The organism is Bartonella sp. B23 (genome assembly GCF_053793815.1).
The window spans coordinates 1,375,025-1,393,690 of record NZ_CP200033.1 but is presented as its reverse complement, the minus strand read 5'-3'; the positions used below and the strand labels follow the sequence as shown (position 1 = coordinate 1,393,690).

The following is an 18,666-nucleotide window of genomic DNA, read 5'->3' as shown; positions in this document are numbered from 1 at the left end:
GATCATTTATGGGATATCAGGGCATTCTTCATCATACGTATCCTGTTCATCGCGATACACGCATTGATGTTCTTCGTTCTTTAGCTTTATTGACAATTTTCATCAACCATATTCCTGGAACTTTCTATGAGTTGCTAACACATAAAAATTTCGGTTTTTCTGATTCAGCAGAAGCATTCGTTTTAATTTCAGGAATTTCTCTTGGGTTAAGCTTTCATGCGCATTTACAGAATAAACCCGTTATTTTCACCATGCACAAACTTTGGTGGAGAGCTTTTCAACTTTATGCGGCACATCTTTTTACAACTTTTGCAACGTTAAGCCTTTTTTTAGCAGGATTTTTATTGTTGCATGTGGAAAAACTTTTATTGATGAACAATATAGGTCTCTTTCTTACACAGCCATTTGTTGCATTTTTTAGTACTTTAAGTTTTGGGCATCAATTAGGCTATAATAATATTTTGCCGCTTTATATTGTTCTTATGCTTTTTGCACCTTTTGCCCTTTATTTGAGTTGTAAACATAAAGGCCTACTGCTTTTGGGATCCTTCATACTTTATCTCATCTGCGGATTTTATGAAATTGCTCCACCCTCTTACCCCTTACAAGGACAATGGTTCTTAAACCCTTTGTCCTGGCAATTCTTGTTTGTTATAGGGATGATCGCTGCTTTATCTTTCAAACAAGGAAAAACAATAATCTTTAAACCTTTTTTCGTTGTTTTGGCAGCTACATATCTTTTGCTCTCATTGCTATGGGTTCGCTTAAACTGGTGGGGTGCTATTGAGTGGTTTGGATGGTCCTCCCCGTTGTTTAATTTTAATAAAACTTTTTTAAGTTTACCGCGTCTGATTCATGTCATTGCATTATCAACACTCATCTTTTCTATACCGCGCTTGAATAAGTTGTTGCATGTCTCAAAGCAAAACCCTTTGGCAATTTTAGGAAAACACAGTTTACCTGTCTTTGTGACTGGCACTGTTTTTGCGATGTTCGGACAAATTTTAAAAACAGTGATGACGGGAACGTTTTTTTCCGATAGTCTCTTAATTATAAGTGGCATTGCGGTGCAGTTTTGGGTGGCTTATTATTATGAAAAACGTCAATCTTTTCAAAAGTCTTTTTTAGGTAACCGATAAATTTACAGCGCCATCATATGTGCGTTAACCTTAGAGTGAGAAGCACGTTGCCTGAAGCTTTTAAAAGAGGTACTCAATTGAAAAAAAGCATTCTATGCGGCAGTATAAAGAAACTTTTTAATTCTCATTTCGTTGAGTAGAAAAATTGTTGTGCTGATATGTGGAGTAGAAAAACGTGAGCGCACATAAACGTCCCCATGATGAGCCCATTATTATGATCGAACATGGTGCTTTTGGAAATGCTTTTAATCGTCTCTACGAAGAGACAATGATATTGATTGAAAAAACAGCAAGTTATATTGACACAGAAGGAAAATTTGCGGCACGCTCTTTTTCTACAGAAATTTCTGAAATTTATGCGAAAGAAGCTATGTATTTAAGTACAAGACTTATGCAAATTGCTTCTCAGCTTCTCCTTCTTCGCGCAGAGCGTGAGGGAGAAATGACACAAGAACAAATACAAAAAGAAATCGCAAAGGTATCGCTACATACACCAACGCTAAAATTCGAAACCGCTCATTGGCAAGAGCTGCCAGAAGTTTTCCGCAATTTTGTTGCTTGTTCATTGCGGCTAGAAGCGCGTATGCACTACATGCGTTTTGGAAAAGAAGACGGACGTTTTCATGTCTTGGAAGAAGACAATCCGGTGGGTAAACAAATGGAATTGCTTAAAAAAGCATTTAGAAGTTCCTAAAAAGTTTCGATCTTCTCTATTTTTCTCATTTATCTTGCTGTGTGCTGCTGTTCTCAAAACACCTTTTGATCAATTGCTTTGCTCGGGCGTTTTCTCGGTTGCTTTTGTTTTATTTCCTCTCTAATCTCTTTCGAAATGCGGAGAAAGTATATAGACTGGGGTTTATGGCAGAGACGATTCGTATTATAGGTATTGATCCCGGACTGCGGCGTACAGGGTGGGGTATTATCGATCTCTTCGGTAATCGCTTTCAATTTGTTGCGGCAGGGACAGTTGCTTCTGATGTACGCTGTGATCTTGCCTCTAGGCTGTGTCAGCTTTACAAAGGGCTCTCAGAGGTTGTGAATCAATTTATGCCCTATGAAGCTGCTGTGGAACATGTGTTTGTCAACAAAGATGCTACGGCAACTTTAAAACTTGGTCAAGCGCGTGCTGTTGCCCTGCTTGTGCCAGCGCAAGCAAATCTTCCCGTTTTTGAATATGCCCCGAATAAAGTCAAAAAATCAGTTATTGGTGTTGGTCATGGCGCTAAAGAACAAATTCATATGATGGTAAAAGTTTTGCTACCTCGTGCTGAATTTGATAGTAGTGATGCCGCTGATGCACTTGCACTTGCACTTTGCCACAGTATGCATCGTAGCAGTCTCTCTCATCGTTTAAGGATTAGAGCATGATTTGCTTTGTCGAATATATATTTGATGTTTATGCTATGATGGTAAAAATTTTGCTACCTCGTGCTGAATTTGATAGTAGTGATGCCGCTGATGCGCTTGCGCTTTGCCAATGTGCGCATCGTAGGAACGTCAACGAATCTTATTATGCAAAGGTTGCAGTATAATCGGAATTACGAATGATTGGAAAATTAAAAGGTATCCTTGAACATATCTTTGATGATCATGTCCTTGTAGATGTTCAAGGGGTGGGTTACGTTATTTTTGTATCAAATCGGTTGCGTCATTCTTTACCGGCGATTGGTGAGAGTATAAGTCTTTTTATCGAAACACATGTTCGGGAGGAAGCTATTCGCCTTTTTGGTTTTTTGACAAAAGCGGAACAAGAGTGGTTTTGTCTTTTGCAAAATGTTCCTGGCGTGGGAGCAAAAGTTTCTTTGGCAATTTTGGGTACTTTATCACCAGATGAACTCGCACAAGCGATTGCCTTAAATGATGTTGCAATGATGAGTCGTGCTCCAGGAGTTGGTAAAAAAGTCAGTGAAAGAATTGTCCGAGAACTAAAAAGCAAGACGCTCCCCTTCTACGAAAATGCGATTCATAACCCTTCGCTCCCTCATATAGATGAAATCAATCAACCAACAAATGAGGCGCTCTCTGCTCTGATAAAGCTCGGGTTTGAACGCGACCAAGCAGCTCGTGCTCTCGCTTTGGCGATGAACGCTCTTGAAGGGGAAACCGTTTCCTCTGCTATGCTTATTCGCCATACTCTTAAACTGCTTTCTCCTCCCACTTGAGTAAAAGGTAAAAATGCATAAAGATGAAGACAAACGACTTTTGGGTGCTGTTCCTCTCCCTAGCGATCCAGATCGTTCTTTAAGACCACAAGTGCTTGATGACTTTATTGGTCAAGAAGCAGTGCGGGCAAATTTGAAAATATTTATTGAAGCAGCAAAGGCACGCCAAGAAGCACTCGATCATGTTTTGTTCGTTGGGCCACCTGGTTTGGGAAAAACAACGCTCTCGCAAATCATGGCAAAAGAATTAGGGGTTAATTTTCGCTCCACTTCAGGACCAGTTATTGCTAAAGCAGGAGATCTGGCAGCCCTTTTGACTAATCTAGAAGAACGCGATGTTCTTTTTATTGATGAAATTCATCGCTTAAGTCCAGCAATTGAAGAAATTCTTTATCCAGCTATGGAAGATTATCAGCTTGATCTTATCATTGGTGAAGGACCTGCTGCGCGCTCAGTTAAAATTGATCTTGCTAAATTTACTTTGGTTGCTGCAACAACACGTTTGGGGCTGTTGACTACACCGTTACGAGATCGTTTTGGTATCCCAATCCGCCTCAATTTTTATACTATAGAAGAATTAGAATATATCGTTCAACGCAACGCTCGGCTTTTTTCGGTAAAGATTAGTGATGATGGTGCTCATGAAATTGCACGTAGAGCGCGCGGTACGCCACGAATTGCTGGACGGCTTTTACGGCGAGTTTGTGATTTTGCTCTGGTTAAACGGGCAGAAAAAATTGATCGTAAGATTGCAGATGAAGCACTTTTACGCCTCGAAGTTGATCATCTTGGCCTTGATCCTCTTGATCATCGATATTTGCGGTTGATTGCAGAAACTTTTTTAGGAGGGCCAGTGGGAATTGAAACGATCGCTGCTGCTCTCTCAGAACCGCGTGATGCTATTGAAGATATTGTTGAGCCCTATCTTCTCCAACAAGGGTTTATGCAACGCACTGCTCGTGGGCGTATTCTTACAGAAAAAGCTTGGAGCCATTGTGGACTTTGTCCTCCTAATGCTCAGATTTCACCACAAATACGTGCTAAAATACTTGATACACAAGATAATGCATTACGCCAAACAACTTTATGGGATGGAAAAGACGATTAAAACACCTTCTTTAATAAGTGCAAATATAAGATACTTTTCTCTCACAAATGCACTGCTTGGGAGACATTTTTACGAAAAAAATTGGGAGTATTGAAATTTTGTATTCTGATTTCCACGACTTCAACACAAAAATGCGTTCAACATGCTCCATGTACAAGATAATTCGCTACAGCAAACAATTTTATGGGATGGAGTAGATGACTGAAACAAACTCTTTCAAAGGTAATTCTACAAATGGTTTTCATGATTTTAAGGTGCGCGTGTATGTTGCCGATACAGATTTTTCTGGTGTGGTTTACCATGCACGGTATCTAGAGTTTTTTGAACGTGGACGTTCAGAATTTTTACGGGATACAGGTCTTAATAGCAAGATGTTGGCAGCGGGTGTTGAGGGTGAAAAACTGTTTTTTGTTGTCCGCCATATGGAAATCAATTTTTCACGACCAGCGCAAATCGATGATCTTTTAACACTCAAAACACGGGTTAACCATATTCAAGGGGCACGCTTTTTTATGGAGCAACATATCTTTCATGAGGACGTTATGTTGGTAACAGCAAAGGTTGAAATTGCTCTTATTAATGAGACAGGAAAACCACGCCGTTTACCCAAAGGGCTTTTTTCAACAATTTCTGTTTAAAAATATGCTTCATTAAAATTATGATATTATACGGGTTCTTTTATGGAATAACATATCCTTCATGAGGATGTTATGTTGGTAACAGCAAAGGTTGAAATTGCTCTTATTAATGAGACAGGAAAACCACGCTGTTTACCCAAAGGGCTTTTTTCAACAATTTCTGTTTAAAAATATGCTTCATTAAAATTGTGATATTATACGGGTTCTTTGGTAGAAGAGATAATGAAGTTGCTTTCTTAAATTTAGAAACTGTAAAACAATCTGCTTTATGAAATTTAACAAATGAACTTTTCATTTAGAGGAACAAAAATTATGCCGCATGTAGAACTCACGAATCCAGAAATGATCGGAATTTTGCATTTATTTATGCAAGCAAGTTCTGTTGTTAAAGTTGTTATGATTGGTTTGCTGCTGGCTTCTGTATGGAGTTGGGCAATTATTTTTGATAAAATCTTGACCTATCGGAGAATACGGCGTGAAATAAAAAAATTTGAACGCATATTTTGGTCAGGAAAGGCGCTAGAAGATCTTTATGCAGAATGTAAAAATCAGCGCACAAATAGTATAACTGCGGTTTTTATGGCAGCAATGGTGGAATGGAAAAAATCTTTGGAAAAAGGTATTCATACATCAACAAGTCTGCAAAGCAGAATTGATAAAGCTATGGATCTTACTTTGGGACGCGAAAGCGCAAAAATAGAATCAAAATTAGGGTTTCTTGCAACACTTGGTTCAGCAGGACCTTTTCTTGGTCTTTTTGGTACGGTTGTTGGTATTATGAGTTCCTTTCTTTCCATTTCAGCATCTCAAAATACATCTCTTGCAATTGTTGCACCAGGTATTGCCGAAGCACTTTTGGCAACTGCTATTGGTTTGTTTGCAGCAATTCCAGCTGTTATTGCCTATAACAAGCTGATCAATGAAAGTGCATGGATCATTGCACAAATAGAAAATTTTGCCGATGAATTTTCAACAATTGTATCACGACGTATCGATGAAACACGTACAGCGAATTCATCATTCTAAAGGGGACTATTTATGAGTGTTTCTGTTACTTATTCTTCTCGGAAAAAGACGCGTAGGCGGAGTCATTCACGCAGCCAGTTGATGAGCGAGATTAATGTTACGCCGCTTGTTGATGTTATGCTGGTGTTGTTGATTATTTTTATGGTTTCTGCTCCCCTTTTGGTCAATGGTGTCCCCCTTGATTTGCCGAGTAGCCAGGCTGAACCTGTGCAAATGCAGCACGCTCCACTTACAGTTTCACTCGATGCACAAGGGCGCTTGGCTATTAATCAAGATTATTATGACACAGCGGAAATTCTCATTACACAGCTCAAACTTCAATTGGAAAATAATCCTACACAAAAAAACCAACGTATTTTTGTGCGTGCTGAAAAAACTGTTGAATATCAACAAGTGTTAAAACTGCTCGCTAAACTTCAAAAAGCAGGTTTTTCACAAGTTGCTTTAGCAAGTCTGGCACAATAAGAGTATGATAAACCGTCATATATTGTATGCAAAACGATATCAGGAGTGCTTAAAATAAAAAATGCAAGGCGTGGAAATGAACAAAGACTCTTATCATAACATGAAACGAGGCTTGGCTTTGTCACTTGTAGCACATGTAATTCTTCTTAGTTGGGGAGCTGTTTACTTCATCAATCCTGTCTCTTTACCACAACAACTGGAAGCAATTCCGATCACTCTTGCTCCTCTGAGCCAAGAGATTTCCTCCCAACAAGGTGAGATGAATGCACCTGTGCGTATAATTCCCGCTATGAAGCAAACGGTTAAACCACAAGAAAAAGAAGATGCGCTCCACGTAGGAGAAGGGCAGGTAGATAGTCTTGTACCTTTTAGACCAAAAGAAAAACCCCGACTCGTTGATACAGCATCTTCGCCATCAGGAGAAGAAAAAACGCTAGAAAAATCTGTATCAGAGCCTGTAGAACAAGAATTATCAGCAGCAAAAATAGACGTACCTTTAGAGAAGACATCAGAGGAGGCTGCTTTAGAGGTTATGGAAAAGGTGCCTTTAGAGAAGACAGCAGAGGAGGCTGCTTTAGAGGTTATGGAAAAGGTACCTTTAGAGAAGACATCAGAGGAGGCTGCTTTAGAGGTTATGGAAAAGGTGCCTTTGGAGAAGACATCAGAGGAGGCTGCTTTAGAGGTTATGGAAAAGGTGCCTTTAGAGAAGACAGCAGAGGAGGCTGCTTTAGAGGTTATGGAAAAGGTACCTTTAGAGAAGACATCAGAGGAGGCTGCTTTAGAGGTTATGGAAAAGGTGCCTTTGGAGAAGACATCAGAGGAGGCTGCTTTAGAGGTTATGGAAAAGGTGCCTTTAGAGAAGACATCAGAGGAGGCTGCTTTAGAGGTTATGGAAAAGGTGCCTTTAGAGAAGACAGCAGAGGAGGCTGCTTTAGAGGTTATGGAAAAGGTGCCTTTAGAGAAGACAGCAGAGGAGGCTGCTTTAGAGGTTATGGAAAAGGCGCTTTTAGAAACGCGAAAAAATGAACAATTGATATCGCCGCAAAAATTGACTCCCAGGGTAGAAAAAATGTCTGTAGAGAAAATACCAGAACGTCAACAGGCTCCTCAAATTGCATTACCAGAGAAACCTCATGTTCCGCGGTTTAAACCAAAACCTGCTAAAAAATCTGCTTCACAAATTATGCAAGATGAGAAAAAACATCAAAGAATGGACAGGTCCATTGAAGATATTTTAGCTCTGGAAGAAAATAATTTGCTTAATCGTGTACGCACGCAAGGAGGTGGAGCAAAGCGCTCTGATACACTGGAGGCTTTGGGAGCAAAAAAAAATATTGATGATACTGCAAAAATGGCACAAACATTGGTTAACCTCGTGGGGGGGTGTATCCAACGGAAGCTTAAACTTGTGGCGCTTGGTGGTGATTTAAAAAACCGTCCCATTGTGCGTTTACGATTTTACCTAAACCGTGAAGGAATGGTTATAGGAGATCCGGTAATTGATCCATTAGGGGGTGCGCAGAGTCAGCAAGCCATTATGATAAGACAGGTGTATGCGGCTGTTTTTTCATGCCAGCCTTATGCCGACCTTCCGCGCAATCAGTATGATTTATGGGGGCAGGGTTTCGATTTTAATGTTGATCCCCTCCAAGAAATAACACGATGAAGTACGGAAATATTTTTCTCTCAATGAAAGGATACATTCCATGATGACTATAACGAGGTACAATTTTTTTTCTTGGTTTATTGTCACTTGCGGTTTGTGGCTTGCGAGTTTTTCATCGGTTCATGCACAACTCAAAGGTACTATTTTTAGTGCTGACTTTAACCCCATTCCCATCGCAATTACGGATTTTATTTCCCATGATTCTATTGGATTAAAAATAACGGCCGTGGTGACAGCTGATCTTGAACGGTCAGGACTTTTTTTACCTCTTGATAAAACAACTTTTTTTGAAAAAATCTCCGATACAAACAAACAACCGTATTTTTCTCATTGGGAAAAAATAAAAGCGCAAGGTTTGGTTGCAGGACAAGTTATCAGAGAATCCGACGGGCGATTGAGAGTCGATTTTCGTTTATGGGATGTCTTTGGAAAACGTCAACTTAAAGGGCGGCGTTTTTATACCGCAATAGAACATTGGCGGCGGGTCGCGCATATGATTGCCGATGAGATCTATAAAGAAATGACAGGCGAAAGTGGGTATTTTGATACACGGATTGTTTTTATCGATGAAACAGGCCCTCAAAATGCACGTGTTAAACGCTTAGCAATGATGGATCAAGATGGAGCAAATTTGATCTATATGTCTGATGGCAGTGAATTGGTTCTAACTCCTCGATTTTCGCCAAAACGACAGGAAATTACCTATATGGCTTACGAACATAAGCAAGTGCCCCATGTTTATCTTCAACAAATTGAAATGGGACAAAGGGAGTTGATAGGAGCTTTTAACAATATGACAATTGCACCACGTTTTTCTTCTGATGGGCAAAAAGTCATCATGAGTTTATTGCAAAATGATGGAAGCGCAAATCTTTACACTATGGATCTACGTACTCGCACAATGACTAGGCTTACAACAACTGCAGCCATTGATACATCAGCTTCTTATTCGCCCGATGGGACACGGATCGTTTTTTCATCAGACCGAAGTGGAAAGCCGCAAATTTATACAATGGATGCGGATGGGGGAAATCTCCAGCGCATTTCTTCAAATGAAGGAAGTTATTCTACACCTATTTGGTCACCACGGGGAGATTATATCGCCTTTACAAAACAGTCAGAAGGACAATTTTCTATCGGCGTTATGCATCCTGATGGACAAGGAGAGCGGATTTTAACTACAGGTTTTCACAATGAAGGACCAACTTGGGCTCCTAATGGTCGTGTGCTGATGTTCTTTCGCAAAAATCCAGGCATGGGGCCAAAAATTTATACAATTGATATTACTGGACGCAATGAACGCCAGTTACCCACACCAAACGATGCCTCTGATCCAGCATGGTCACCCTTGCTTTCTCTACAGTAAAACGAGTGATTGGATAAAAATAAACCGTGTGAAGGTCTATGAGATCCGCGCAACAATAATTGTCTTTAACAAGTTAAAAAGGAGGATCCATTTACATTCAATTTTTATGAATGTGTTTCGAATTTTTATACTGCATCTTTTGCGGTTTATGGGTGGTGAGATTTTTTGCGGAATCATATCTTTGAGGAAAAAATCTTTTGAAAAAAATTACCAGAAAGCTTTTGTGCTTTTTGTTGGAAGTGTTTTCTCGTTTGTATGAGGTGCACCCTTCTTGAAGCAGGGATTTGTATTTCTTATGGAAAGGCAAGAGATGATTGTATCGTTGTGTAGGAAGTAAGAAGGTATGAAAAACAAAGCACATACCGTGATGTTGCATGGAAATTAACCAGAAAGTTTCGCCAAAATTTCATCACTAACATCAAAATTAGCATAAACATTTTGTACGTCATCATCTTCTTCTAATGTTGAAATGAGCCGTAAAACAGATAAAGCTTTTTCTTCATCTACTGGTGCTAAAGTGATGGCTTTCCAAACCGTTTTGATTGATTCTGCTTCGCCAAGTTTTGCTTCAAGAATTTTAGAAACCTCGCCAATATCTTCAAATGCACAGGTAATATGGTGCTCAGTTTCTTCCGATTGCACATCTTCAGCACCTGCTTCGATTGCGGCATCCATGACGCTATCGGCTGTTCCTGCTTCCAGTTTATAAATTATTTCACCAATTCGATTAAACATAAAGCTGACAGAGCCTGTTTCCCCAAGCGCACCACCAGATTTGGTAAAGGCAGCGCGCACGTTTGAAGCAGTGCGGTTGCGGTTATCCGTTAAAGCTTCAACAATGATTGCAACACCACCTGGACCATATCCTTCATAGCGTACCTCATCATAGTGTTCAACCTCACCCCCTGAAGCCTTCTTAATCGCACGCTCAATGTTATCTTTTGGCATAGACTGTGCTTTGGCATTTTGGACAGCAAGCCTTAAGCGTGGATTCATAGATGGATCAGGGGTCCCTTGTTTGGCTGCAACGGTAATTTCGCGTGCAAGCTTAGAAAATATTTTCGAGCGCATCGCGTCTTGACGCCCTTTACGGTGCATAATATTTTTAAATTGTGAATGGCCTGCCATAATTTTCCTTCCAATCTTGGGGATTTCTTTTCAATTGGGATGTTCTTAAATCCAAGGTGGTAAAACATGAATCCCAACAAGATAAACATGTCGAAATATAAGGTGAAATGATCAAATAAATCCCTTATAAGAAAATTCACTTTAAAGGTAAAGACACTCTGTTGAGGATCGTTATAAGTTATAAGAGAGATGTCTTGTCGTTCGTGAAAAATCAGGTTATAAAAGACATAATTTCATGGCAAAATTGGTTTATTCCATGACTCGCTTTATTTGAGAGTGGGGTAAGAGAACATGATGTATAGAAATAAAGACCCCAATGCTCCCGAGGGGGCAATAACCTGCCTCAATCTTCAATAAAGAGGCAAAGTGAGAGGATGTTATAAAAATGGCAACGCAACTTTTGATGCCCAAAGCCACAGCTGTTTGGCTGGTTGATAATACTGCGCTTTCTTTTGAACAGATTGCAGAATTTTGTAAATTGCATGTGTTGGAAGTAAAAGCTATTGCTGATGGTGAATCTGCTTATGGTATTAAAGGTCTGAATCCGATTAATTCTGGGCAGTTAACACGTAGTGAAATCGCTCGGGTAGAGGCTGATCAAAATGCACGTTTGAGAATTTCTGAGTCTAGAGTACGTATCCCTGAAAAAAAACGTAAAGGTGCACGATATATCCCTCTTTCTCGACGACAGGATCGTCCAAATGGTATCTTATGGTTAGTGACAAATCATCCCGAATTGAAAGATGCACAGATCGCACGCTTGATCGGAACAACAAAAGCAACAATTGAACAAATTCGCCTTAGAACCCACTGGAATAGTGCTAACTTAGTTCCTCTCGATCCTGTAGGGTTAGGGTTGTGTTCACAAATTGATTTGGATTTAGAACTCCAGCGTGCTGCGAAAAATCGTCCTGTCGCTGCAGAAGGAGATCCATCTTTGCTTCCCGCATCAGTAACGGAAAATGTGGATCTCAACGAAAATCAAGTGGAAAATGATCCTAAAAAGAGTTTCGATGTCGATAAAGTCTTTGCGAAACTGAATGCAATGCAGAAAAAGCGTCAGGATGGTGATGCATAAACAAAAAGATATACCCTAAGTGTAAAGCGATTTTTCATTGATGTTGAAAAGATAGGAAAAAAGTAATGGACCTTTAAAAGGGATAATAGGTAAAAATTAAGAAAAATTTTTCTTCATTAGGAATTAGTAATCATTTTTGGAGCACTTTTGAAAGAATATATCTGTTCACTTTCCATGTTCATAATAAGGAGAATTAGCATATGCGCTCTATAAAAAATATTATTCTTCATCCCTTGGCTGTAGTTCTATTTTTTTCACTATTTTTGCTAGGGTGTGGAAAGAGACATGTCGGTGCACCAAACGGCGTAAATGGCGCTTATTTGAATAATGCTGGCTTTAATCAAGGAATGCCAGGTTCGGGACAAGAATTTGCTGTTAATGTTGGAGATCGCGTTTTCTTTAGTCTCGATTCTTCTTCAATTGATAGTGATGCTGAACGTGTTTTAATGCGCCAAGCAGAATGGTTACTTCGTTATCCTCATTATTTTATTATGATTGAAGGTCATGCTGATGAGCGGGGTACGCGTGAATATAATTTAGCACTGGGTCAGCGTCGGGCTGTTGCTGTGCGGAATTATTTGGTTTCTCTTGGTGTATCTGCGCAACGGATTCAAACGATTTCTTATGGAAAAGAAAGACCTGTAGCCATATGTGATGATATTTCTTGTTGGAACCAAAATCGTCGTGCTGTTACAACACTTAATGGTATGAACAGTAATTAAAAATTGATTCTTAAGGGGAGAAAAGTATGTCAATATATCGTAGTAAAAATTGGAGAATTGCCTTTTTTATGGGCATTCTCATGGCTTGTTCTGCTTCATCCGTTCAAAGTGCGGCGCGGTGGTTTTCCCAATATTCTAAAGATGATTCGGCTACCGATTCAGTAAATAAAGCTGCTGCTGGTGCTGCGGATAAGGCTGCTGATGCAGTGAATAAAGCTGCTTCTGGTGCTGCGGATAAGGCTGTTGATGCAGTGAATAAAGCTGCTTCTGGTGCTGCGGATAAGGCTGTTGATGCAGTGAATAAAGCTGCTGCTGGTGCTGCGGATAAGGCTGCTGATGCAGTGAATAAAGCTGCTGCTGGTGCTGCGGATAAGGCTGCTGATGCAGTGAATAAAGCTGCTGCTGGTGCTGCGGATAAGGCTGTTGATGCAGTGAATAAAGCTGCTGCTGGTGCTGCGGATAAGGCTGCTGATGCAGTGAATAAAGCTGCTGCTGGTGCTGCGGATAAGGCTGCTGATGCAGTGAATAAAGCTGCTTCTGGTGCTGCGGATAAGGCTGCTGATGCAGTGAATAAAGCTGCTTCTGGTGCTGCGGATAAGGCTGTTGATGCAGTGAATAAAGCTGCTGCTGGTGCTGCGGATAAGGCTGTTGATGCAGTGAATAAAGCTGCTTCTGGTGCTGCGGATAAGGCTGCTGATGCAGTGAATAAAGCTGCTGCTGGTGCTGCGGATAAGGCTGTTGATGCAGTGAATAAAGCTGCTTCTGGTGCTGCGGATAAGGCTGTTGATGCAGTGAATAAAGCTGCTGCTGGTGCTGCGGATAAGGCTGCTGATGCAGTGAATAAAGCTGCTGCTGGTGCTGCGGATAAGGCTGCTGATGCAGTGAATAAAGCTGCTGCTGGTGCTGCGGATAAAGCTGTTGATGCAGTGAATAAAGCTGCTGCTGGTGCTGCGGATAAGGCTGCTGATGCAGTGAATAAAGCTGCTTCTGGTGCTGCGGATAAAGCTGCTGATGCAGTGAATAAAGCTGCTGCTGGTGCTGCGGATAAGGCTGCTGATGCAGTGAATAAAGCTGCTTCTGGTGCTGCGGATAAAGCTGCTGATGCAGTGAATAAAGCTGCTGCTGGTGCTGCGGATAAAGCTGCTGATGCAGTGAATAAAGCTGCCTTTCATGGGATAGTTCAAAGTGGAGGGGTCATTTTAGAAAATCAGAAGATTCTGTTTAAAGATTATGATTTAGATAAACTTTTGCATAATGTGCAAATGGTACTTGAGCATAATAGTTTGAAGAATGTGCAAAAGCAATTCCATCATCTTTTTGATGAAAAAGGTTCTTCTATTTATTCTTGTGCCTTTGAGAGTGCACCTTTGGATAAAAATTTGCAGACTGTAAAGGAAGGAATGGTTCAAAAGCACAGTGTGAAAGATGATCAGAATAATGTTGTCAACGCAGAGAGCCATGATGCTAAAGTGGAGAGCCATGATCATAAAAGTTATTTGCAGGAAGTCCATAACCGTTTAGAGAAGACACATGAAGAAAGAAATGATGTCGAATCACAGCAGAGTAAGGATTTCTCTCTTCTCTCTTCTAGAGCATTGTATAAGCAGGGCTACGATTTTATTCTTTCTGCTAATTATGTTGAAGCTGAGAAGGCCTTTTGTGCTTTTCAACAGCGTTATAAAGAAGATCCTTTGAGTGATGATACTTTGTTTTGGTTGGCAGAAGCTTTGTTGGGACAAAAACGCTATTATGAAGCAGCACAAGTCTATCTTAGCGCATGGTATACAGACAAAAAGAAGCTCTATACCTCTGAGATTTTGCTGAAATTGTCAGGAAGTATGGTCTCTCTTGACAAAAATAAAGAGGCTTGTGCACTTGTTGCAAAAAGATCAGAACACTCTAAAACGTTGGAGTCCATTTTTTGTAAACCTCTAAAAAGGAATGAGGCTGTTCGCGGTGTGCGTTAGACTAGCAGGAAATCTCTTTAAAACATCGGATTTTATCCAATGTCAAAGGGTGATCCTTGCGGTCTCAGGGGGGAGTGATTCTATGGCTTTGCTGTTTTTAGTCAAAGACCATTTAAAAACTCTCTCGGTTCCTTTGGAAATAATTGCTGTCACTGTTGATCATCAATTACGTAAAGAATCAGCTCGTGAGGCAGAAAATGTTGCAGAAATTTGTCATGCCCATCGTATTAAACATAGTATTGTACGGTGGGAAGGCAAAAAACCAAAGACGCATATCGCTTCAAGTGCCCGTATTGCACGCTATAATCTCTTGTTTAGAGAAGCGCAAAAACAAGGCGCAACGCTTATTATGACAGGGCATACGCTTAATGATCAGGTTGAAACTTATCAGATGCGCTATCAGCGTCTCCAGAGGGATATAGGGGAGAGGCAAAAATGGGCTTTTGCGGATATATATGGCGGCGATTATGCAAGAGAATCTTTCGGTATTGTATCAGGTGAATCCTTTGAGAATATGCGTGATGATATATATTCTGTAGAAGCTGGAAAAGATATCGTGCAAAAAAGCTCTCTTATTGCCGAAAAAAACGATGAGTTAATAAACGATAGGTTAATATATGCACGTGGTTTATCGTGTATCCCACGTGAAGCATTACTTTGTCGAAAAATACGCCTGATTCGTCCGCTTCTTGCTGTAAAGCGCAAAACATTGCGTGCATATTTGCGCCTAAAAGGAAAAACATGGATCGAGGATCCAACAAATGAAGATCGCAATTTTGAGCGTGTGCGCGTGCGCCAATCACTTCATCAAAAAAAAATTGCCGTTGTTGTACAAAAAATTCATGAAGCTGCACTGAGGCGTCATCAACAGGCAAAAATTATTGCCGATTTAATTTTGGCTCTGGATATCGCCGTCGAATATGGGCGTTGTTTCATCATGATGCCTGCACCATTTTTACAAAAACATCCAGGTTTTCCTTTTGTTATTGGGATCTTCGCGGTGTTAATGGGAGGAGGATCCTATTTGCTTCCCGTGCAAAAATTGAGTACCATCATGCAAAGACTTTGTCTTTGCTCTTCCCAAAAACAACGCTTTACTCTGGCTGGATCTGTTATCGAGTACAGCAGAAGCGAAATCGCTCTTTGGCGCGAATCTCGAAATATGAAAGAGCAAATCGTACAACCAGGAAAAACTTTCTTATGGGACGGGCGATATCAGATTATAAACAACGGAGTTAATGCCATAAAAGTTGGAGCAGCAGGTTTGAAACAGATAAAAGATTTAATGCAAAACAGCTGTGTTGATTTTGAAAATCCCCATTTTCCCTCTTTAAAATCGTTGCTGATGATCTCAGATGATAAAGGCTACAACATTCCAGAGCTAACTTTTCAAGCGATGTCCCATCCAAATGTCATCATAAAGCGAATTATGGCTCCTTTCAATTGGATTTTGTCATGCGAAGATGCTGATCTTGTCAATGTTGTGGAACCTTTTTTTAATACTGAGATAAAAAGATAAAGAAAAAACACCCTAAAAGACAATAAATGTTCTATCATGCCTTGGCAAGGGACAGACAAGGTTATATGTTAGGAAGGGAATAATTTAAAGTCTATATTTGATTAAGTGTGAGCCGAATATGAATTCCAATTACCGCTCTCTCCTCATTTGGGGAGTTATAGCCTTGATTTTGATTATGTCATTTTCTCTCTTTAATGGAGATAGCCAACGTTCTGGCGGGGGTGATGTCTCTTATTCCGAATTTTTGCAAAAAGTGGAGAATAATGAGCTGAAATCTGTGACCATTCAAGGGCAAAAATTAACAGGACAAACCGCTGAGCACAGAGTTATTTCAACCTATGCGCCACGAGATCCAGGCTTGATCCAGAAATTGGAAAGTAAAAATGTTAATGTTAAGGCTATTCCTGAAAGCTCTGGAAATAGTATCTTCCTAAATCTCTTCTTTTCTTTGCTCCCTGTGATTATTATCGTTGGGGCGTGGGTCTTCTTTATGCGACAAATGCAAAACGGGTCACGCGGGGCAATGGGATTTGGAAAATCAAAAGCAAAATTGCTCAATGAGGCGCAAGGTCGTGTTACTTTTCAGGATGTCGCAGGCGTTGAAGAGGCAAAGCAGGATCTCCAGGAAATTGTAGAATTTTTACGTGAACCACAAAAATTTCAACGCTTGGGAGGGCGTATTCCACGCGGCGTTTTGCTTGTTGGTCCACCAGGAACTGGTAAAACTTTGCTTGCACGTTCTGTCGCAGGTGAGGCAAATGTGCCCTTCTTTACCATTTCAGGTTCAGATTTTGTCGAAATGTTTGTGGGTGTTGGTGCAAGCCGTGTGCGTGATATGTTCGAACAGGCTAAAAAAAATGCTCCATGTATCATCTTTATCGATGAAATTGATGCTGTTGGACGACATCGCGGAGCAGGACTGGGAGGCGGAAATGATGAACGTGAACAGACCTTAAATCAGCTGCTTGTCGAAATGGATGGTTTTGAGCCAAATGAAAGTATTATTCTCATTGCCGCAACAAATCGTCCCGATGTCCTCGATCCTGCTTTGTTAAGACCAGGACGCTTTGATCGACAGGTTGTCGTACCAAATCCTGATGTTGCTGGACGCGAACAAATTTTAAAAGTGCATGCGCGTAATGTTCCTTTAGCTCCTAATGTGGATCTAAAAATTCTTGCAAGAGGAACTCCAGGATTTTCTGGTGCTGATCTGATGAACCTTGTGAATGAAGCTGCTCTCATGGCTGCTAGCCGCAATAAAAGAGTCGTAACTATGCAAGAGTTTGAAGATGCAAAAGATAAGGTGATGATGGGCGCTGAACGTCGTTCATCTGCTATGACACAAGAAGAAAAAGAACTTACCGCTTATCACGAAGCGGGGCACGCTATCGTGGCTCTTAATGTCCCGGTGGCCGATCCTGTTCATAAAGCAACAATCGTGCCAAGGGGGAGAGCGTTAGGAATGGTTATGCAATTGCCTGATGGTGATCGATATTCCATGAGTTATCGGTGGATGATTTCACGTCTGGCAATCATGATGGGAGGACGCGTGGCTGAGGAATTGAAATTCGGAAAAGAAAATATCACTTCCGGTGCATCTTCCGATATTGAGCAAGCGACAAAGTTAGCACGCGCAATGATAACACGTTGGGGATTTTCTGATATCCTTGGTAATGTTGCTTATGGCGATAACCAGGATGAAGTCTTTTTGGGGCATTCAGTGGCTCGAACACAAAATGTTTCTGAGGAAACAGCGCGCATGATCGATATGGAAGTACGTAAGCTTATTGATGATGCTTATAAAAGTGCTACAAAAATTTTGAAAACAAAAAGACAAGAATGGTTTGCTCTTGCGAAGGGTTTGCTGGAATATGAGACTTTAACGGGAGCTGAAATTAAAGAAGTAATTGCGGGAAAACCTCCTTCACGAACACAAAAAGATGAAGGTGCTACTCCAAAAACTTTTTCTGTGCCTAAAACTAGAGCAATGAAAGCAAAGCCTAAGATAACAACAGAAGAGGAAACTGACATTGCTACAACGGATATCGATAGAGAAAACACGGATGAAATCGATTCTGGTAAAGTGGAGGAAAGAAAGGTACGGGAAAAAGCTGAAAAGAAAACAATAAAATCCGGTGATGCTAAGTCTAAGAAAGTACAGCCTCGTGAGGATGAGAAAAAAACGCGACGTGTAAAAAATGCCGCAAAAAATGCCCTTAAAGCAGAAAAACGTTCTGAAAATAAAGTCCTTGCTGAGAAAAAGTCAAATGCTACGGGAGGAAATAAAGAAAAACAAGAGCCTTCTAACGACGTTTAAATGACCATATTTTGGAGAAATATTTTAAGAAGTTTTTTGCGAGAGGCGCAAGCAGAGGGGGGTCGCGCCTCGTAATTAATGTGGGGAGAGTATATAAGCAAGAGATATTAGAGGATTGTATGTTCGCGGTGTGTGAACAGATATGTGGGTGATTTGTGTGTTTACGCTGTATGCATGATCAAAAGATTGGTATTTTGGGGGGTACAATGCGTGAGAATAAAGGTTGTAGGGCTGTTTTTGATTTTGTTTAAATGGTTGTATGCGTAGAGCATCTGATGAGAGGGGAGTGTTGCTTTATGCGTGCGATGTAGGTGCATAATGTATGCGATGTGCATCGTTGTGGGAAGTAGAGATTTGTTCTAAAT

17 protein-coding genes are annotated in these 18,666 nt (G+C 40.6%); 16 read left to right on the top strand and 1 reads right to left on the bottom strand.

What is annotated here, in order from left to right; genetic code table 11:
• Positions 1–8: 8 nt before the first annotated feature.
• The 11 genes from V4B17_RS06120 (at position 9) to tolB (ending at position 9,570) form a co-directional block, all read left to right on the top strand.
• Positions 9–1,139 (top strand): OpgC family protein, encoded by a 1,131-nt coding sequence (locus tag V4B17_RS06120; RefSeq protein WP_455479269.1) that lies wholly within the window; start codon positions 9–11, stop codon positions 1,137–1,139.
• 175 nt (positions 1,140–1,314) lie between these two features.
• Positions 1,315–1,833, top strand: a complete 519-nt coding sequence (locus V4B17_RS06115; RefSeq protein ID WP_455479268.1) for a DUF1465 family protein — start codon at positions 1,315–1,317, stop codon at positions 1,831–1,833.
• 164 nt (positions 1,834–1,997) lie between these two features.
• Entirely contained in the window at positions 1,998–2,507 is a 510-nt protein-coding gene (gene ruvC, locus V4B17_RS06110) for a crossover junction endodeoxyribonuclease RuvC (RefSeq protein ID WP_455479267.1), read from the top strand.
• Entirely contained in the window at positions 2,504–2,671 is a 168-nt protein-coding gene (locus V4B17_RS06105) for a hypothetical protein (RefSeq protein WP_455479266.1), read from the top strand. The genes ruvC and V4B17_RS06105 overlap by 4 nt, the downstream gene beginning before the upstream one ends.
• 12 nt (positions 2,672–2,683) lie before the next feature.
• Positions 2,684–3,301, top strand: a complete 618-nt coding sequence (ruvA, locus tag V4B17_RS06100; RefSeq protein WP_455479265.1) for a Holliday junction branch migration protein RuvA — start codon at positions 2,684–2,686, stop codon at positions 3,299–3,301.
• Positions 3,302–3,314: 13 nt separating this feature from the next.
• Positions 3,315–4,409, top strand: a complete 1,095-nt coding sequence (gene ruvB, locus V4B17_RS06095) for a Holliday junction branch migration DNA helicase RuvB (RefSeq protein WP_455479264.1) — start codon at positions 3,315–3,317, stop codon at positions 4,407–4,409.
• A gap of 197 nt (positions 4,410–4,606) precedes the next feature.
• Positions 4,607–5,047 carry a tol-pal system-associated acyl-CoA thioesterase gene (gene ybgC / locus V4B17_RS06090; RefSeq protein WP_455479263.1) on the top strand — a complete coding sequence of 147 codons (441 nt, stop codon included), beginning with the start codon at positions 4,607–4,609 and terminating at the stop codon, positions 5,045–5,047.
• Between the two features lie 312 nt (positions 5,048–5,359).
• Positions 5,360–6,073: a protein TolQ gene (gene tolQ, locus V4B17_RS06085; RefSeq protein ID WP_455479262.1), complete on the top strand. Its 714-nt coding sequence runs from the start codon at positions 5,360–5,362 to the stop codon at positions 6,071–6,073.
• A 12-nt stretch (positions 6,074–6,085) separates the two neighbouring features.
• A complete protein-coding gene (gene tolR, locus V4B17_RS06080; RefSeq protein ID WP_455479261.1) occupies positions 6,086–6,538 on the top strand; it encodes a protein TolR in 453 nt (150 codons plus the stop codon).
• A 76-nt stretch (positions 6,539–6,614) separates the two neighbouring features.
• Positions 6,615–8,204 carry a hypothetical protein gene (locus V4B17_RS06075; protein WP_455479260.1) on the top strand — a complete coding sequence of 530 codons (1,590 nt, stop codon included), beginning with the start codon at positions 6,615–6,617 and terminating at the stop codon, positions 8,202–8,204.
• Between the two features lie 43 nt (positions 8,205–8,247).
• Positions 8,248–9,570 carry a Tol-Pal system beta propeller repeat protein TolB gene (tolB, locus tag V4B17_RS06070; RefSeq protein ID WP_455480198.1) on the top strand — a complete coding sequence of 441 codons (1,323 nt, stop codon included), beginning with the start codon at positions 8,248–8,250 and terminating at the stop codon, positions 9,568–9,570.
• A 381-nt stretch (positions 9,571–9,951) separates the two neighbouring features.
• Here the strand turns inward: tolB and V4B17_RS06065 are convergent, their stop codons facing one another.
• Entirely contained in the window at positions 9,952–10,698 is a 747-nt protein-coding gene (locus V4B17_RS06065; protein WP_455479259.1) for a YebC/PmpR family DNA-binding transcriptional regulator, read from the bottom strand.
• A gap of 385 nt (positions 10,699–11,083) precedes the next feature.
• Between V4B17_RS06065 and V4B17_RS06060 the strand changes: the two genes are divergently transcribed.
• The 5 genes from V4B17_RS06060 (at position 11,084) to ftsH (ending at position 18,301) form a co-directional block, all read left to right on the top strand.
• Positions 11,084–11,776 (top strand): DUF1013 domain-containing protein, encoded by a 693-nt coding sequence (locus V4B17_RS06060; protein WP_455479258.1) that lies wholly within the window; start codon positions 11,084–11,086, stop codon positions 11,774–11,776.
• A 200-nt stretch (positions 11,777–11,976) separates the two neighbouring features.
• A complete protein-coding gene (gene pal, locus V4B17_RS06055; RefSeq protein WP_455479257.1) occupies positions 11,977–12,498 on the top strand; it encodes a peptidoglycan-associated lipoprotein Pal in 522 nt (173 codons plus the stop codon).
• A gap of 26 nt (positions 12,499–12,524) precedes the next feature.
• The gene (locus tag V4B17_RS06050) at positions 12,525–14,465 is read left to right on the top strand and encodes a tol-pal system protein (RefSeq protein ID WP_455479256.1); all 1,941 of its coding nucleotides are present in this window, start codon (positions 12,525–12,527) and stop codon (positions 14,463–14,465) included.
• Complete coding sequence (tilS, locus tag V4B17_RS06045) at positions 14,455–15,984, top strand: tRNA lysidine(34) synthetase TilS (protein WP_455479255.1); 1,530 nt, start codon at positions 14,455–14,457, stop codon at positions 15,982–15,984. Before V4B17_RS06050 ends, tilS begins: the two co-directional genes overlap by 11 nt.
• Before the next feature lie 118 nt (positions 15,985–16,102).
• Positions 16,103–18,301: an ATP-dependent zinc metalloprotease FtsH gene (ftsH, locus tag V4B17_RS06040; protein ID WP_455479254.1), complete on the top strand. Its 2,199-nt coding sequence runs from the start codon at positions 16,103–16,105 to the stop codon at positions 18,299–18,301.
• Positions 18,302–18,666: the final 365 nt, after the last annotated feature.

Excerpts from the sequence above, each read along its gene's own strand:
- V4B17_RS06075 (WP_455479260.1), top strand. The coding sequence starts at position 6,615 with ATGAACAAAGACTCTTATCATAACATGAAACGAGGCTTGGCTTTGTCA.
- V4B17_RS06120 (WP_455479269.1), top strand. The coding sequence starts at position 9 with ATGGGATATCAGGGCATTCTTCATCATACGTATCCTGTTCATCGCGAT.
- ftsH (WP_455479254.1), top strand. The coding sequence starts at position 16,103 with ATGAATTCCAATTACCGCTCTCTCCTCATTTGGGGAGTTATAGCCTTG.
- pal (WP_455479257.1), top strand. The coding sequence starts at position 11,977 with ATGCGCTCTATAAAAAATATTATTCTTCATCCCTTGGCTGTAGTTCTA.
- V4B17_RS06060 (WP_455479258.1), top strand. The coding sequence starts at position 11,084 with ATGGCAACGCAACTTTTGATGCCCAAAGCCACAGCTGTTTGGCTGGTT.
- ruvC (WP_455479267.1), top strand. The coding sequence starts at position 1,998 with ATGGCAGAGACGATTCGTATTATAGGTATTGATCCCGGACTGCGGCGT.
- tolR (WP_455479261.1), top strand. The coding sequence starts at position 6,086 with ATGAGTGTTTCTGTTACTTATTCTTCTCGGAAAAAGACGCGTAGGCGG.
- V4B17_RS06050 (WP_455479256.1), top strand. The coding sequence starts at position 12,525 with ATGTCAATATATCGTAGTAAAAATTGGAGAATTGCCTTTTTTATGGGC.
- tolQ (WP_455479262.1), top strand. The coding sequence starts at position 5,360 with ATGCCGCATGTAGAACTCACGAATCCAGAAATGATCGGAATTTTGCAT.
- V4B17_RS06105 (WP_455479266.1), top strand. The coding sequence starts at position 2,504 with ATGATTTGCTTTGTCGAATATATATTTGATGTTTATGCTATGATGGTA.
- V4B17_RS06065 (WP_455479259.1), bottom strand. The coding sequence starts at position 10,698 with ATGGCAGGCCATTCACAATTTAAAAATATTATGCACCGTAAAGGGCGT.
- ruvB (WP_455479264.1), top strand. The coding sequence starts at position 3,315 with ATGCATAAAGATGAAGACAAACGACTTTTGGGTGCTGTTCCTCTCCCT.
- tolB (WP_455480198.1), top strand. The coding sequence starts at position 8,248 with ATGACTATAACGAGGTACAATTTTTTTTCTTGGTTTATTGTCACTTGC.
- ybgC (WP_455479263.1), top strand. The coding sequence starts at position 4,607 with ATGACTGAAACAAACTCTTTCAAAGGTAATTCTACAAATGGTTTTCAT.
- ruvA (WP_455479265.1), top strand. The coding sequence starts at position 2,684 with ATGATTGGAAAATTAAAAGGTATCCTTGAACATATCTTTGATGATCAT.